Raw genomic sequence first — 15,094 nt, 5'->3', positions numbered from 1 at the left:
GTGCCGTTGCGTGGGCAAACTTATGCGTTGCGGTGGATATGGGGAACCCATCCACCCACCGCACCCGTGGCAGCTACCGGTCAGGCGGTAACGGAAACGGAGCGCCAGCGGGCGAAGCGACGCAGGCGCAGGCTGTTCGAGACGACGAACAGGGAGCTGAACGCCATCGCCGCGCCGGCGATCATCGGGTTGAGCAGCCCGAGAGCCGCGACCGGCAGCGCCGCCACGTTGTAGGCGAACGCCCAGAACAGGTTGCCGCGGATCGTGCGCAGCGTCGCCCTGGACAGCCGGATCGCGTCGGCCGCCGCCATCGGGTCACCGCCGACGAGCACCAGGTCGCCCGCCTCGATCGCGACGTCGCTGCCCGTGCCCATCGCGAGCCCGAGATCGGCCAGCGCGAGTGCCGGGGCGTCGTTCACCCCGTCACCGACCATGGCCACGACCAACCCCTGCTCCCGCAACCCACGTACGGTCTCGACCTTTCCGGCCGGCAGCACGCCCGYGACGACGTCCGCGGCGTCGATCCCGACCTGGGCCGCGACGGCCAGCGCGACCGGCTCCGCGTCCCCGGTCACCAGCATCGGCCGCAGCCCCAGCCCACGCAGCGCGGCGACCGCGGCGGCCGCGCTCGGGCGCACGGTGTCCGCGACCACGACCGCACCCCGAGCACGCAGGTCGATCGTGTCGCCGGTGTCGCCGGGCCGCGGTGCGCGGTCTGGCGCGGCGCCCCAGGCGACGAGAACCACGGTGCGGCCAGCGGCCTCGGTGGCCGCCTGCCACGCGGCCAGGTCATCGTCGACCGGCACACCCCGCTCGGCGAGCAGCCGTGCCCGGCCGACGAGCACCCGACGCCCGTCGACGATGCCGCCGGCGCCGAGCCCGGGCAGCGCGACGAAGTCCGTCACCGCCGGCCCGGCGATCGCCAGGCCGGCACCAGCCACACCGTCGACCCCAGCCGTGCCGGCCACCCCAGCCGTGCCGGCCACCCCAGCCGTGCCGGCTGCCTCAGCCGCGCGGGCGGCCGCGGCGATCGCCTGGGCGATCGGGTGCTCGCTGGCCGCCTCGACGGCGCCCGCCAGGCGCAACACCTCGCTCGCGGAGGCACCGGCGGCGGCGGTTCCGGCGGCGGGGCGCACCTCGACCACACTCATCCGGCCGATGGTGACCGTGCCGGTCTTGTCGAGCACGATGACCTGAGCCCGCCGGGTCGACTCCAGCACCTCCGGCCCGCGGATCAGGATGCCGAGCTGGGCGCCGCGCCCGGTGCCGACCAGCAGCGCCATCGGGGTGGCGAGGCCGAGCGCGCACGGGCAGGCGACGATCAGCACGGCTACGGCGGCGGTGAAGGCGGCGGCCACCGGCCGGCCGGTGGCCAGCCAGCCGGCGAGGGTTCCGGCGGCAAGCACGAGGACGACCGGGACGAACACCGCCGACACCCTGTCGGCCAGCCGGGCGATCTCGGCCTTGCCCGACTGGGCGGCGGCGAGCATCCTGGCCATCTGCGCGAGCTGAGTGTCCGCGCCGACCCTGGTCGCCCGCACGACGAGCCGGCCGCCGGCCGCGACGGTCCCGCCAGTCACCGCCGCGCCAGGGCCGACGTCGACGGGCACCGATTCGCCGGTGACCAGGCTGGCGTCGATCGCGGCCGCTCCGTCGACGACGACCCCGTCGGTGGCGATCCGCTCGCCCGGTCGGGCCACGAACAGGTCGCCGACGGCGAGCGCTTCGACCGCCACCCGATGCTCGGCCCCGTCCGGGCCCACCACGGCGACGTCCCGCGCGCCGTGCTCCAGCAGCGCCCGCAGCGCCGCCCCGGCCCGGCGGCGTGACCGTAGCTCCAGGTATCGACCGACGAGCAGGAACACGGTGACGCCGGCCGCCACCTCGAAGTAGATCGTGTCGAGGCTTTCCCCGAGGCCGTCGTCCGTCCAGCCGACGGCCAGGTCGAAGCCGTGCCGCATGCCGATCATGCCCGCGTCCCCGAAGACCAGCGCGTACAGCGACCAGCCGAAGGCGGCGAGTGTGCCCAGGGAGATCAGCGTGTCCATCGTGAGCGCGCCGTGGCGCAGGTTGCGCCAGGTGGCCCGGTGGAACGGCAGCCCGCCCCAGCCGACCACCGGCGCGGCGAGCGCCAGCGACACCCATTGCCAGCCGGGGAACTGCGCCGGCGGCACCATCGCCAGCACGATCACCGGGACGGCGAGCAGGGCGCTCACCCACAGCCGCGTCCACGACCGGCGGGTCTCGGCCGCCTCCCGCGCCTCGGCCTCGGCGATCGCGTCGACGGTGGGCGGCTGGTCCACGTCGGCCCCACCAGCCTGGCCCTTCTGATCTTCCCAGCCAGGCCCGTCCGCCAGCCGGCGCGTGCCGGCTGGGGCGAGCGGCGCGGCCGAGTAGCCGGCGGCCTCCACCGCGTGGACGAGGTCGACGACGGTCGTCGGCTCCTCGGCGGGGCCGACCAGGCGGACGGTCGCGCGCTCGGTCGCGTAGTTCACCGCGGCGTCGACGCCCGGCAGCTTGTTCAGCCTGCGCTGCACCCTGGCGGCGCAGGAGGCACAGGTCATCCCGCCGACCATCAGCTCGACGGTGTCACCCGCGCCGATCGGGTCGACTTCCCGGATCGCGGCCATCGTCGTCCTCCCGCCCACGAGGCGCGTCGCCGCGCCCGCGCGTCACACGAGCTGGCGTCACACGAGCTGGTAGCCAGCCTCTTCGACGGCGGCCCGCACCGCCTCGCGATCAAGGGGGGCGTCGCTGACCACCTCGGCCGTGCCGGAGGCGAGGTCGACCCGGACGTCCGATACTCCCGGCAGGTGCGAGATCTYCTCGGTCACGGCGTTCACGCAGTRCCCGCAGGTCATCCCCGTCACGGTGTACGTGCTGGCGACCATGACTTCCCCCTCCGTTTCACGCCCGAGCCCGCCGGTGCCCCCGGCGGCCCTTCGAATATACCCCTGGGGGGTACCACGAAGCCAGGCATACGCCCGCGGCGGACCCCGGGAGGGATCACGGTGAAGAAGCGTCTCGCGGCGGGGCCAGCCGGTCGGCCGGTCAGCCGCGGGCGAGCCTGGTGGCGAACTCGGTGGCCCAGTAGGTGAGGATGATGTCCGCGCCCGCGCGGTGGATGGCGGTCAGCGTCTCGGCGATGATCCGCTCGCGGTCGACCCAGCCGTTCGCGGCGGCGGCCTCGACCATCGCGTACTCCCCGGAGACCTGGTAGGCCGCCACCGGCACGTCCACGTTGTCGGACACCGCCCGCAGGATGTCCAGGTACGCCAGCGCGGGCTTGACCATCACCGCGTCCGCGCCCTCGGCCAGGTCCAGCGCCACCTCGCGCAGCGCCTCTGCGGCGGAGCGGGCCGGGTCCTGCTGGTAGCCCGACCGGTCGCCGAACTGGGGCGCGCACTCGGCGGCCTCCCGGAACGGCCCGTAGAACGCCGACGCGTACTTCACCGAGTACGCCAGGATCGGCAGGTCCGGGTAGCCGGCGCCGTCCAGCGCGGCACGGATCGCGCCGACCTGGCCGTCCATCATGCCGCTCGGAGCCACCACCTGGACGCCGGCGTTCGCCTGCGCGACCGCGATGCTCGCGTACCGCTCGAGGGTCGCGTCGTTGTCGACGTCCCCCGACGCGGTCAGCAGCCCGCAGTGCCCGTGGTCGGTGTATTCGTCGAGGCACAGGTCCGCCATCACCACGACGTCCCCGCCGACCTCGGACACCACGTCCTGGATGGCCAGCTGGACGATCCCGTCGGGGTCGTCCGCCGCCGAGCCGCGGCCGTCCTTCACCGCGGGCACCCCGAACAGGATGATCCCGCCGACTCCGGCCTCGGCCGCCTGGGCGGCGGCCTTGCGCAGCGAGTCCCGGGTGTGCTGCGCCACTCCCGGCATCGAGGCCACCGGCACCGGCTCGGACACGCCCTCCTTGACGAACACCGGCAACACCAGGTCCGCCGGGTGCAGCCGCACATCCGCCACCAGCCGGCGCAGCGCCGGCGTCCGCCGCAGCCGGCGCGGCCGCGCCAGCGGGAAGCCGGCGGGCAGGCCCGCGAGCTTCCCGACGGCGCCGGCCGTCATCGCCGGCCCCGCCGCGGCTTGGGCAGGCGGGCGGCCAGCGGGCCGACCTTGCCGAGCTCCTCGCGGTGCTCGGCGGCGAACTCGGCGAGCGCGCCGACCAGCGCGGCGGTCGTCGCCTCCGGCGCCTGCACGTCGACCCGCAGGCCCAGCTCCTGGGCGGTCTCGGCCGTCTTCGGGCCGATGCAGGCGATCACGGTCGTCTCGTGCGGCTTGCCGGCGATACCGACCAGGTTGCGCACCGTGGAAGACGAGGTGAAGACGACGGCGTCGACGCGGCCGCCCTTGAGGGCCTCGCGGATCGGCGCGGGCGGCGGCGCGGCGCGCACCGTCCGGTAGGCGGTGACGTCGTCGACCTGCCAGCCGCGCTCCTTGAGCCCGGCCTCCAGGATCTCGGTCGCGATGTCGGCGCGCGGCAGCAGCACCCGGTCGAGCAGGTCGAGCGAGCTGTCGTAGGGCGGCCAGTCGGCGAGCAGGCCCTCGCTGGACTGCTGGCCGGCGGGCACCAGGTCGGGCCGGATGCCGAAGGTGCGCAGCGCGTCCGCCGTCGCCTCGCCGATCGCGGCGACCTTCACGCCGGCGAACGAGCGGGCATCCAGGCTGCGCTCCTCGACCTTCTCCTGCACGGCCTTGACCGCGTTGACGGAGGTGAACGCCACCCACTGGTAGCGGCCGGAGACCAGCCCGGTGATCGCGCGCTCCATCGGGGCAGCCGTGCGCGGGGGCTCGACGGCGATCGTCGGCACCTCCAGCGGGCTCGCGCCGTGCGAACGCAGGAGATCCGACAGGATCGCGGCCTGCTCCTTGGTGYGCGGCACCAGGACGGTCCAGCCGAACAGCGCGCGGGTCTCCCACCAGGACAGCTTGGCGCGGGTCGCGACCACCGGGCCGATCGACAGGACGATCTGGGTCGGCGGCTGGCTCGAGTTGGCCAGCAGCGGCGCGCAGTCGGCCTCGATCCGGTCGAGGGTGGAGCTGACGGTGCGCTGGTCGGTGGTGGTGCCGTCGACCGTGACGGCCGTCGGGGTGTCACCTGGCCGGCCATGCTCGACGAGCGCCGTGGCGACCTTGCCGATCTCGTTCGGCGCCGCGGTGATCACCAGGGTGCCCGGGGTCTGGGCGAGGCCGGCCCAGTCCACGTCGGACATGCCCGCGACGGTCCCGCCGCCGAGCCCGCCGAACCCGGCGCCAAGGCCCAGGCCACCGCCCAGGCCGCCACCGAGCCCGCCGCCCAGGCCACCGGACCCCAGGCTCCCCGAGCCCAGGCCGCCACCGAGGCCACCGCCGAGCCCGCCGCCCAGCGGGCGGCCGATCAGACCACGCGACGACCCGAACGGCGACGAGCCGAGGCCGACCGCGTCCGGCCCGAACGGGGAGGCGACCGGCAGCTCGCCGCTGGACGAGAACACCCCGCTGGTACTCGCGAAGGTGACGGGCAGGCCGGGGGCGACGCCCGCGTAGGTGGAGACGGCCGCGCCGGTCGCGACGCCGGGAATCACCTTGTACGGGATCTTGGCCTTCGCGAGCGACTGCGCGTCGTTCGCGCCGATCCGGGTGAGCCATGGATCCGACCCGTAGAGCCGGACGACCTTGTCGCCGGAGCGGGCACGGCTGACCACCGCGGCGGTGGCCGCCTCCGCGTCCCGGATCGGCTTCGGCGCGTCCAGGTCACCGATCCGCAGCACCTCGGCGGTGAGCGGCTCCAGGATGGCCGGGGCCACGTCCGGGTCGGCGACGACGACGTCGGCGGCATTGAGGGTCTCGACGGCCAGCACGGTCAGCAGGCCGGGGTCACGGGGCCCGGCGCCCACGAGGGCGACCGGGGACACGGGCTTCTTCGTTCGTCGAGTGGCCATGACGTCAGCGGGTTCCCATCAGCGTGTGTGCTCCGGCGGAGAGCAGGTCGTCCGCGAGGCGCCTGCCGAGCGCCTCCGGGTCGGCGGTCGGGCCGGTGAGCTCGCGCCGCAGAACGGCCCGGCCGTCCGGCGACGCGACCACCGCGCGCAGGCGAATCTCGCTGGCGACAGTGGCCTGACCGGTCCCGCTCACTGGGCGCCCGCTCCGCTCGTCGGCAGAGTTCTGCCCACGAGCGGTACTGGCGTCACCGGTCGCGGGCACGACCCGCGCCAACGCGCCGACCGGCGCGGTGCAACCCGCTTCGATCGCCGCCAGAAAGGCACGTTCCGCCCTGACCGCCACGGACGACGGTGCATCGTCGAGCACAAACCGTAGCAGCCCAGCAAGCGGAGCCCCAACTCCGCTTCCCGGAGTAGCCGACCCGCCGGCTCCCGTCACATCGCCGTCCGGGACCACCGGGCAACCTGTCGCCACACCCGTCGGCGCCGTCGCCGCGGCCAGGCACTCGATCGCGAGGGCGCCCTGCCCAGGCGCGGGGAGCATCACCTCCGGCTCCAGAACCTCGGTCACCGCGTCCAGCCGGTCGAGGCGGGCGAGCCCGGCCCAGGCGAGCACGACGGCGTCCACCTCGCCGTCGATCGCCTTCTTGATCCGGGTATCCACGTTGCCGCGGATGGGTACCACGTCCAGGCCAAGGCCGAGCGCGAGCAGCTGGGCGGCGCGCCGCGCGGAGCCGGTGCCGATCCGCGCGCCCGGGCCGAGCTCGGCGAGCCGCCGCCCGCTCGGCGAGACCAGCACGTCACGCACGTCCTCGCGCGGCGGGATGGCGGCGAGCGCGATCCCCTCCGGGGCGGCCGTGGGCAGGTCCTTGAGCGAGTGGACGGCGAGGTCGACCTCACCGGCGAGCAGGGCGTCGCGCAGCGCGCTCACGAACACCCCGGTACCGCCCAGCTGGCTGATCGCCGCCTTGTTCCGGTCGCCCTCGGTCACGATGTGTACCAGCTCGACCTCGATGCCGAGCTGGGCCCGCAGGTCGGCGGCCACCATCCCGGACTGGGCGAGCGCCAGCGCCGAGCGCCGGGTGCCCAGCCGCAGCCGGGTGCGCATCCCACCGGGCGCCGGTGCCCCGGCGGGCGACGCGAGCGTCACCGGCGTGAGCGATGGCAGGGACGAGGGTGTCAAGGCTGCTCCAGCAGGTCAGGGGCCGAGACGACGGCCGGGACCTCACGGGGGAGGTCGAACAACTCACGCAGCGCCTCGGCGTAGGAGTCGCCGCCGGGACCGTTCGCCAGCTGCTGGACCCGCACCGTGGGGGCGTGCAACAACTTGTCGACCACCCGGCGGACGGTACCGGTCACCATCTCCCACTCCCGGGCGTCCAGGCCGGGCAGCCGGCCGCGCAGCCGGTCGAGCTCGTCCTGCACGATCGCGGCGGCCTGGGCGCGCAGGGCCACCACCGTCGGGGTGACCCGGACGGCGCCGCGCCGGTTGAGGAAGCCGGTCACCTCCGCGGAGACCAGCGAGCGCACCGCCTCGACATCGTGCGAGACCTGCGCGCCCTCCAGCGCGACGCGCAGCGACTCCAGGTCGACGAGCACCACGCCGGGCAGCTCGCGCACCACCGGGTCGATGTCGTGCGGCAGCGCCAGGTCGAGAAACACCAGCGGCCGGCCCGCCCGGGTGGCGAGCGCCGCCTCGACCATGTCGTAGGTGACCACCAGACCGGTCGCGTCGGTAGAGGAGACGACCAGGTCGGCCTGGCCGATCTCGTGGGGCAGCTCCGCGAGGCCGACCACCTGGGCGCCGTGGTTCTCGGCGATCGCGGCCGCGCGCGCGGGCGTCCGGTTGGCGACCACCAGCTCCGTCGCGCCCGCCCGCCGGACGGTCGCCGCCGTCAGGCCGCCGACCGCGCCCGCCCCGATGATCAGTACCCGGCTGCCGTCCAGCGGCAGGTCGGCCGACACCGCCTCGGCCGCCGAGCCAACCGGCGCCGCCGGCTCAGAGCGCGCGGCCGAGTCGGCCGGCGTGATGTCCGTGGAGAGCCGCTGAGGACGGCGGACGTCGAGGCTGCCGGCCGCTATCTGCAGGCCGACGGAGACGATCGAGGCACCGGCGGCGTCGATCGACGTCTCGCTGTGCGCGCGCTTGCCGACCCGCAACGCCGTCTGGAAGAGCGCGGCGAGCGAGCCGCCGGCGGCCCCGGTGGTCTGGGCGCCGCGAAACGCCGTCCGGACCTGCCCCAGGATCTGGCTCTCGCCGACGAGCATCGAGTCCAGCCCGCAGACGACGGTGAACAGGTGCCCTACCGCGCGCGCCTCATGGTGCACGTACAGGTGCGGCGACAGCACCGCCAGATCGACGCCACAGACCCGGGCGAGCTGGTCGGAGATGTCGGCGAGGCCACCGTGGAAGGTGTCGACCTCGGCGTAGATCTCGGTACGGTTGCACGTGGACAGGACCACGGCCTCGAGCACATGGTCGGCCTGGACGAGATCGCCGAGCACCTTCGGAGCGTCGTCGCCCRACACCGCGGCGAGCTCCAATAACGAGTTGGGCGCCGTCCGGTGGTTCAGGCCGACTGCGAGCAGGCTCACGACCCCTCACCGCCGGCGCCGGCTACCTCGCCCAGGCGGGACTCGTCCCGCCGCTGCGCCGCTGTGATCCGTTGCATGCGCACGATCCCGTCCGTCCTGCCGCCCGCGCCCGCGCCGTCCGCGCCGCCGCCCTGTACACCAACGCCGCCGACGGCGGCATCCGTCCCGCCGTCGGTGAGGCCACGGCTACCGAGGCTGTCGTCACCGAGGCCCGCGGCCCCGGCGGTGTCCGCGCGGCCCTCGGGTGGTGTTCCCACCGGCAGCGTCCCCAGGGTTGCGGGCCGGACACGTTCGCCACCGGCCGGGCGCTTGCGCGCCTCATGGAACGACAGGATCTGCAGTTCGACGGCCAGATCGACCTTACGCACGTCGACCCCTTGGGGGACGGTCAGGACGACCGGTGCGAAGTTGAGGATGCTGGTGACACCGGCGGCTACCAGCCGGTCGCACACGTGCTGCGCGGCCCCGGCCGGGGTGCAGATCACACCGATCGTCACCTGAAAGTCCTCGATCAGCCTTTCCAGCTCGTCCACGGAGCGGATTCGCACACCACCGATGACCTCGCCGGCGCGCGCCGGGTCGGCGTCGACGAGCGCGACGATCCGGAACCCGCGAGCTGGGAACCCGCCGTAGCGCGCGAGCGCGTGCCCGAGATTACCCACTCCGACCAGCATCACCGCTCGGTCCTCGGTCAGCCCGAGGCGCGCCGAGATGCGGTCGAGCAGGACGGCCACGTCGTAGCCGACCCCTCTGGTTCCGTAGGAACCCAGATGAGAGAGGTCCTTGCGCACCTTCGCCGGCGTCACCCCGGCGGCGGCGGCGAGCGTGTCCGACGACACGGTCGAGACCCCCTCGTCCCCCAGCGCGGTGAGTACCCGCAGGTAGAGAGGGAGGCGGGCGACCGTCGCCTCGGGAACGGCGCCGGCCCGGTTCTCCCGGGCTATCCGCCGAGACTTGCTCATGACGCGCGGCTCCTGTCGGTCGATCTGGCCGCGAGAGGGCGTCGTGCGGCGGCCGGAGCCGCCCGAGATCCGTCGAGTCTACGACTTCGTGAAAGCCTTCACAAAGTTTGCGCCGACAACTCGGCAGACGCACCCGTCCGCGCCGGCGGGAGGCAGGGACCAAGGCCAGACATCCACGGGTCGAAAGCCTTCAGCGCCCGGGACGAAAGCCGCGACCCGCCCGGCGGTGGCGGCGACCGGCTCAGCGCAGCGACCAGCGGCGCCCGACGAGCGCGTCGCGCAACCGAGCCTCCTCGACCCGCCAGTAACCGTGTTCCCTGCCGTCGATCAGGACGACCGGCACCCGGTCGCCGTACTCGTCCGCGCGGGCGGGCTCGGCGTCCACGTCCAGCTCCCGCCAGCCGACGCCGGTCTGTTCCGCCACCCGGACCACCGCCGCGCGCGCGTCGTCACACAGATGACAGCCCACCCTCGTCAGCAACGTGATCCGCGGCGCGTCATCGGCCGCCTCGCCCACCGCGTCCGTCCCGCCCATGGACCCACCCTCCCACCGCCACACGCCCGACGGCCGCCACCTCGGTGCCGCCTGGTCATCGCCATCACCATTTATGCACGACCCGTCCGGTTCTCATCGCCAGRCCGACCCGGGAGATCTCCGCCGACCTGCGACRCACACCGGCGGGCGGGCCGTAGGCTCGGGTGCGCATGTCCTCAGGTGACACGCCAGGGCCGCGGGCGGACCGGCCAACGGAGACCCGCCGCGGGGACCGGCGTGGGCCGGCATCGTGGCCGGTACCGGCCAGCCGGCCGACGGCGCGCGCCGCACCGGGTGACGCGCGGCACGCCGCGCGGCGTGCCGCGCCGCCCGCGACGCACCGTGGACATACGCGACCATGGTCACGACGCGCCGTGGACAGCCGGGAGATGAGATGTGGTTGCGACCACGCAAGGATGAACCGATCGCCACGGACGCGGCGGCCGCAGACGCCGCCGCCACGGCCGCGTTGAAGGCGGCGGCCGAGCCCTCGCCGAAGCCGCCGCCGGACCCGACGGCCGCCGCGTTCTTCGACGTGGACAACACGATGATGGCCGGCGCGTCGATCTTCTACTTCGCTCGCGGCCTCGCCGCCCGCGACTTCTTCGACTCCCGTGACCTGCTGAAGTTCGGCTGGCAGCACGTCAGCTACCGGCTGCGGGGCCTGGAGGACCCGAACGGCATGCACAACGCCAAGGAGGCGGCGCTCGCCTTCGTGGCCGGCCGGGAGGTCAGCGAGATCGTCCGCTACGGCGAGGAGATCTACGACGAGCGGATGGCCGAGCAGATCTACTCGGGCACCCTCGCCCTCGCCCAGCAGCACCTGGACGCCGGCCACCGGGTCTGGCTGGTCACGGCCACGCCGGTGGAGCTCGCGTCGATCATCGCCCGCCGGCTGGGACTGACCGGCGCGCTCGGCACGGTCTCCGAGGTGATCGACGGCCGCTACACCGGCCACCTCGTCGGCGACCCGCTGCACGGCCCGGGCAAGGCGGCGGCCGTGCGAGCGCTCGCGGATCGCGAGCACCTGGACCTGGCCCGCTGCTGGGCCTACTCGGACTCGATCAACGACCTGCCGATGCTGTCCCTGGTGGGCAACCCGGTGGCGGTCAACCCGGATCCGGACCTGAAGGCGGCGTCCAGGGAACGCGACTGGGCGATCAAGGACTTCCGCACGGCCCGCAAGGCGGCCAAGGTCGGCATCCCCACCGCCGCCGGCCTCGGCGCCCTGGCCGGCGGCGTCGCCGCCGGCATGGCCCTCAAGCGCCGCTATGCGGACGTCTGACGTCTAGGAGAACCAGACACGTCTGACGTCTAGAAGAAGACCGAGCGGCGCTGCATGAGGAGGCCGTAGAGGGTGTGCTGGATGGTCTCGCGGATGCGGTCCGTGAGCTCGAAGACGAGCATCGGGTCGTCGGCGGCGGCCGCGGTGAACGGCGCGGTGGGCACCGGCTCGCCGAACTCGATCAGCCACTTCGACGGCAGCGGGATCGTGCCGAGCAGGCCGAGCCACGGGAACGTCGGCGTCAGCGGGAAGTAGGGCAGGCCGAGCAGCCGGGCGACCGTCTTCGCGTTGCCGAGCATCGGGTAGATCTCCTCGGCACCGACGATCGTGCACGGGATGATCGGAACCCCGGTGCGCAGCGCGGCCGAGACGAAACCGCCGCGGCCGAAGCGCTGCAGCTTGTAGCGCTCGCTGAACGGCTTTCCGACGCCCTTGAAGCCCTCCGGCCAGACGCCGACCAGCTCGCCCTTGCCGAGCAGCCGCTCGGCGTCGGGCTGGCACGCCAGAGTGTTGCCGGTCTTGCGGGCTATCGGGGCCAGGAACGGCAGCGAGAACACCAGGTCGGCGGCGAGCATCCGCAGGTAGCGGTGCGCGGGGTGGTGGTCGAGCAGCGCGACGGCCGTCATCAGCGCGTCGATCGGCAGCGTCCCGGAGTGGTTCGCCACGACCAGCGCGCCGCCGGTGTCGGGCACGTTCTCCAGCCCTCGCGTCTCCACCCGGAAGTAGTTCCGGTAGACGGGCCGCAGCAGCGGGGCGACGACGTGCTCGGTCAGGTCCGGGTCGAAGCCGAGCTCGTCGACCTCGTAGTCGCCGGTGATCCGCCGGCGCAGGAAGGCGAGCATCCCGGCGAGCGCCCGTTCCAGGCCGGCGGGCTCGGCCATGGGCGCCGTGCCGTCCGCGTCCACGCCCGCGGCGCCGGCGGGTTCGCCCCCGTGGGACGCGGCCTCGTCCTGGTCCTGCCCGGCCGGGCGCGCCAACAGCCGCTCGGCCCGATCCTCGGGATGTTCCGGCTCCCTGTCGGGCACCGCCCGGGCCGACCGACCCCGTCCCGCACCGGTTGCGCCGGTTCGGGCAGTGGGCGGCTTCGCGGCACCCGTGCGCGGCGCGGGCCGTGGGCCGGCCCGCCCGGTCGCCGGGCTCTCGGCGGCGGCGTGCTTGGCGGCCGCGTCCCGGGCAACGGGGCCCTTGGTACCGGGTCCCTTGGTAACGGTGTCCTTGACGACAGCGGTGTCCTTGGCGACAGCATCCCCGCCGGGGACCTTCTTGACGGGGGCGTTCTTGGCGGAGGTTTTTCTGGCGGAGGTGCTCCTGGGGGACGTGCTCCTGGGGCGAACGCTCCTGACCTCCGAGGCCTGAGCCTCCGGGCCCGGCGACGGGCGGGCCGGACGCCCCGGCCCCCCGCCGCCCGCGCCGTCCTCGCCCTTTTCGGCCGCGGCGGCTACCGGCCGCTCGTCGGCGCCCTGCCGCTCGCCGGTACCTGGGCGCTCGCCGGTACCTGGGCGCTCGGCGCCGGAGCGGCCCGCCCCGGCGCGCGCCGCCGCGGCGCCGCGGCGGGCCGGCCGTGCCAGCGGGATGATCCGGGCTTCACCCTGCGGTGGTTCGGCGGTGGTCATGACGCACTCACCAGTCGGCGACGGGCCATCAGATTGAGCAACGTGCGTTCGGCCTGGATGACGCGTTCAGGGTCGATCGTCGGACGCAGCCCGCGCTCGCGCACGAAGCTGTCGAAGGCCGCGGCCGTCGTGTACCGAGGGGTGTAGCCAAACACCTCGCGCAGCCGGGTGGTGTCGACCGCGCGGCCGTGCGCGAGAAAACCGACCTGCTCGGGCGGGAAATCCACGATCCGCAGGCGGCTGGCGAGCCGGGACAGCGAGCTGACCGCCGGGAGCGGCACCGGCACCGGCGGCCGGCCGGCTCGGCGTATCGCCTGGGAGAGCTGCAGGATCCCGTCGCCGGCGACGTTGAAGGTCCCGGCGTGGCCGCCGCCGGCGGCGCGCAGCAGAACCGCGAGGGCGTCGCTGGAGTGCAGCAGCTGGATTCGCGGGTCGAAGCCGAGCACGGTCGGCACGACGGGAAACTCGAAATAACGTGCCAGCGGGCTGTCGACCCCGGGGCCGAGAATGTTCGCGAACCGCAGCACGGTGACCGCGATATCCGGCCGGCGGCGACTAAAACCTCGGACGTAGCCCTCGACCTCGACGGCGTCCTTGCCGTAGCCGCCGCGCGGCAGCGAGCGCGGTTCCATGTCCTCGGTGAACAGCGCCGGGTCACGCGGCGACGAGCCGTAGATCGTCGTCGTCGACCGGACCACCAGGCGGGAGACCGTGTCGGACTTCTGGCAGGCGGCGAGCAGCTGCATCGTCCCGATGACGTTGATCTCCTTCATCGCCGTCCGGCCGCCAGCGGCGACCGGGTTCGCGATGAGGTTGAGGTGCAGCACCGTGTCGATCTCGGCGGTGGCGATCACCTTGGCGATCAGCGGGTTACGGATGTCAGCACGGACGAACCTCGTGCGGCCGAGATCATCGCCCGGGGGCACCGTGTCGACACCGATCACGGTCTCGACTCGGGGGCTGGCGGCGAGCGCCCGGGCCACGTCGGCGCCAAGGGGACGGGACACACCGGTGACAAGCACGCGGCGTGGTCTCATGTGGGCTCCCGGGACGCCGATCGGCTGCGGTCCGTGTGGTCATCGTACCCCTGCCCACCCGCGGTTCCGCTGCGTAGCGTTACCAGACTTCCGCTCGTCGCCCCCGTGCCACCGGGCCGTCACCCCGACCCGTCAGGTCAGCGCCGGCAGCCGGACGACCGGGACGGCGCCCCCCGCGGCGCCGTCCCGCGGCTCGCGCGGAGGCTGGCCGATGACCACCGCGTCCCCGCGCCGCAGCCTCAACAGGTCACCAGCACGGCCGCAGTTGACAGCGAGCATCACCCGGCGCAACGAGTCCTCGCACAGCGCCACCTGACCCACCGAGACGTCGCCATAGGTGTAGGTGAAGGGGAGGGTCGTCTCGCGGCCCGCGGCACGGATCTCGACCCGGTCACCGAGCAGCATGCCGGCGGCCTCCAGATCGGCTCTGGTCACGTTGAGTGACAGGTTGCCGAAGTGATCGACGGCCAGCACCTGGGCGTGGACGTGGTCGTCATCGACGACGCAGGCCGGCCGGGTGAACCGCACGAGCGAGTCCGCGTCGATGCGCGGGCCGACCTCGGCGAGGGCGAGCCCCGCCGCGAGCCGGGCGGCGACCGGGGCGTAGACGTCCCGGCCGCGGAACACCGCGCTCGGCAACGGCAGCCACAGTGCCGGGTTGGAGATCTCATGCGCGGCCGTCACCCCGCCGAGCACGTCCCAGGCGAGCGAGGTGAGCCCGTTGTCCGGGGTGACGAACGTCGAGCCGTCGGCCGTGCGGATCGCGACGCCCCGCGCCCCGGGCGCGGCCGCGGGAAGGCCCTCGGGCGTCCGGGCCACGGCGGAGCCGTCCGGCCGTGGGGAGCCCGCCGCGTCCAGCCGCTCGACGACGGCCAGGTGCACGCCGACCGGCAGGTAGCAGACGCTGTCGGCGAGCAGGCCTGCGCCGTGCTCGATGTCCTGCTGGGCGACCGCGTGGCAGACGTCGAGGACGCGTGCCTGTGGCGCGTGCCGGGCGATGACCCCGTGGCACACGCCGACGCAGGTGTCCTCGAGTCCGTAGTCGGAGAGGAAGCTGATCCACCCCACCGGTCGCGCCGCGGTATCGCCCACCGCGCCCGTCATCACCCCGGCCGACGTCATCTCGCACTCCCGAAC

12 protein-coding genes are annotated in these 15,094 nt (G+C 74.1%); 1 reads left to right on the top strand and 11 read right to left on the bottom strand.

The genetic code is table 11. The annotated features are described in order from the left end of the window. Positions 1-80: 80 nt before the first annotated feature. The 8 genes from BCD49_RS01810 to BCD49_RS01775 all read right to left on the bottom strand — a co-directional run bounded on the left by BCD49_RS01810 (position 81) and on the right by BCD49_RS01775 (position 10,022). Positions 81-2,630, bottom strand: coding sequence for a heavy metal translocating P-type ATPase (locus BCD49_RS01810; protein ID WP_071041040.1), 2,550 nt, complete (start codon positions 2,628-2,630; stop codon positions 81-83). 57 nt (positions 2,631-2,687) lie between these two features. After that, the gene (locus tag BCD49_RS01805; RefSeq protein ID WP_071041039.1) at positions 2,688-2,891 is read right to left on the bottom strand and encodes a heavy-metal-associated domain-containing protein; all 204 of its coding nucleotides are present in this window, start codon (positions 2,889-2,891) and stop codon (positions 2,688-2,690) included. A 160-nt stretch (positions 2,892-3,051) separates the two neighbouring features. After that, complete coding sequence (gene hemB, locus BCD49_RS01800; RefSeq protein WP_007516847.1) at positions 3,052-4,077, bottom strand: porphobilinogen synthase; 1,026 nt, start codon at positions 4,075-4,077, stop codon at positions 3,052-3,054. Further along, on the bottom strand, positions 4,074-5,930 hold the full coding sequence (locus BCD49_RS01795; protein WP_071041038.1) for a uroporphyrinogen-III synthase: 1,857 nt from the start codon (positions 5,928-5,930) through the stop codon (positions 4,074-4,076). The genes hemB and BCD49_RS01795 overlap by 4 nt, the downstream gene beginning before the upstream one ends. A gap of 4 nt (positions 5,931-5,934) precedes the next feature. After that, complete coding sequence (gene hemC / locus BCD49_RS01790) at positions 5,935-7,113, bottom strand: hydroxymethylbilane synthase (protein ID WP_007516850.1); 1,179 nt, start codon at positions 7,111-7,113, stop codon at positions 5,935-5,937. Next, entirely contained in the window at positions 7,110-8,525 is a 1,416-nt protein-coding gene (locus tag BCD49_RS01785; protein ID WP_071041037.1) for a glutamyl-tRNA reductase, read from the bottom strand. Before BCD49_RS01785 ends, hemC begins: the two co-directional genes overlap by 4 nt. Further along, complete coding sequence (locus tag BCD49_RS01780) at positions 8,522-9,487, bottom strand: redox-sensing transcriptional repressor Rex (RefSeq protein ID WP_007516852.1); 966 nt, start codon at positions 9,485-9,487, stop codon at positions 8,522-8,524. The genes BCD49_RS01785 and BCD49_RS01780 overlap by 4 nt, the downstream gene beginning before the upstream one ends. A gap of 241 nt (positions 9,488-9,728) precedes the next feature. Beyond that, positions 9,729-10,022: a glutaredoxin family protein gene (locus BCD49_RS01775; protein WP_007516854.1), complete on the bottom strand. Its 294-nt coding sequence runs from the start codon at positions 10,020-10,022 to the stop codon at positions 9,729-9,731. A gap of 394 nt (positions 10,023-10,416) precedes the next feature. On the opposite strand from BCD49_RS01775, the gene BCD49_RS01770 reads away from it, so the two are divergent. Continuing rightward, the gene (locus BCD49_RS01770; protein WP_007516856.1) at positions 10,417-11,307 is read left to right on the top strand and encodes an HAD family hydrolase; all 891 of its coding nucleotides are present in this window, start codon (positions 10,417-10,419) and stop codon (positions 11,305-11,307) included. Between the two features lie 29 nt (positions 11,308-11,336). Here the strand turns inward: BCD49_RS01770 and BCD49_RS44710 are convergent, their stop codons facing one another. The 3 genes from BCD49_RS44710 to BCD49_RS01750 form a co-directional block, all read right to left on the bottom strand. Continuing rightward, on the bottom strand, positions 11,337-12,920 hold the full coding sequence (locus BCD49_RS44710; RefSeq protein WP_241832230.1) for a 1-acyl-sn-glycerol-3-phosphate acyltransferase: 1,584 nt from the start codon (positions 12,918-12,920) through the stop codon (positions 11,337-11,339). After that, positions 12,917-13,957: an NAD-dependent epimerase/dehydratase family protein gene (locus tag BCD49_RS01755; protein WP_007518518.1), complete on the bottom strand. Its 1,041-nt coding sequence runs from the start codon at positions 13,955-13,957 to the stop codon at positions 12,917-12,919. Before BCD49_RS01755 ends, BCD49_RS44710 begins: the two co-directional genes overlap by 4 nt. Before the next feature lie 132 nt (positions 13,958-14,089). Further along, the gene (locus BCD49_RS01750; RefSeq protein WP_007518516.1) at positions 14,090-15,079 is read right to left on the bottom strand and encodes an SAM hydrolase/SAM-dependent halogenase family protein; all 990 of its coding nucleotides are present in this window, start codon (positions 15,077-15,079) and stop codon (positions 14,090-14,092) included. Positions 15,080-15,094 lie beyond the last annotated feature (15 nt).

Source organism: Pseudofrankia sp. EUN1h (assembly GCF_001854645.1).
In the GTDB taxonomy this organism is placed as follows: Bacteria; Actinomycetota; Actinomycetes; order Frankiales; family Frankiaceae; genus Pseudofrankia; species Pseudofrankia saprophytica.
The sequence above is the reverse complement of the archived record's forward strand: the minus strand, read 5'-3'. Positions and strand labels throughout refer to the sequence as shown.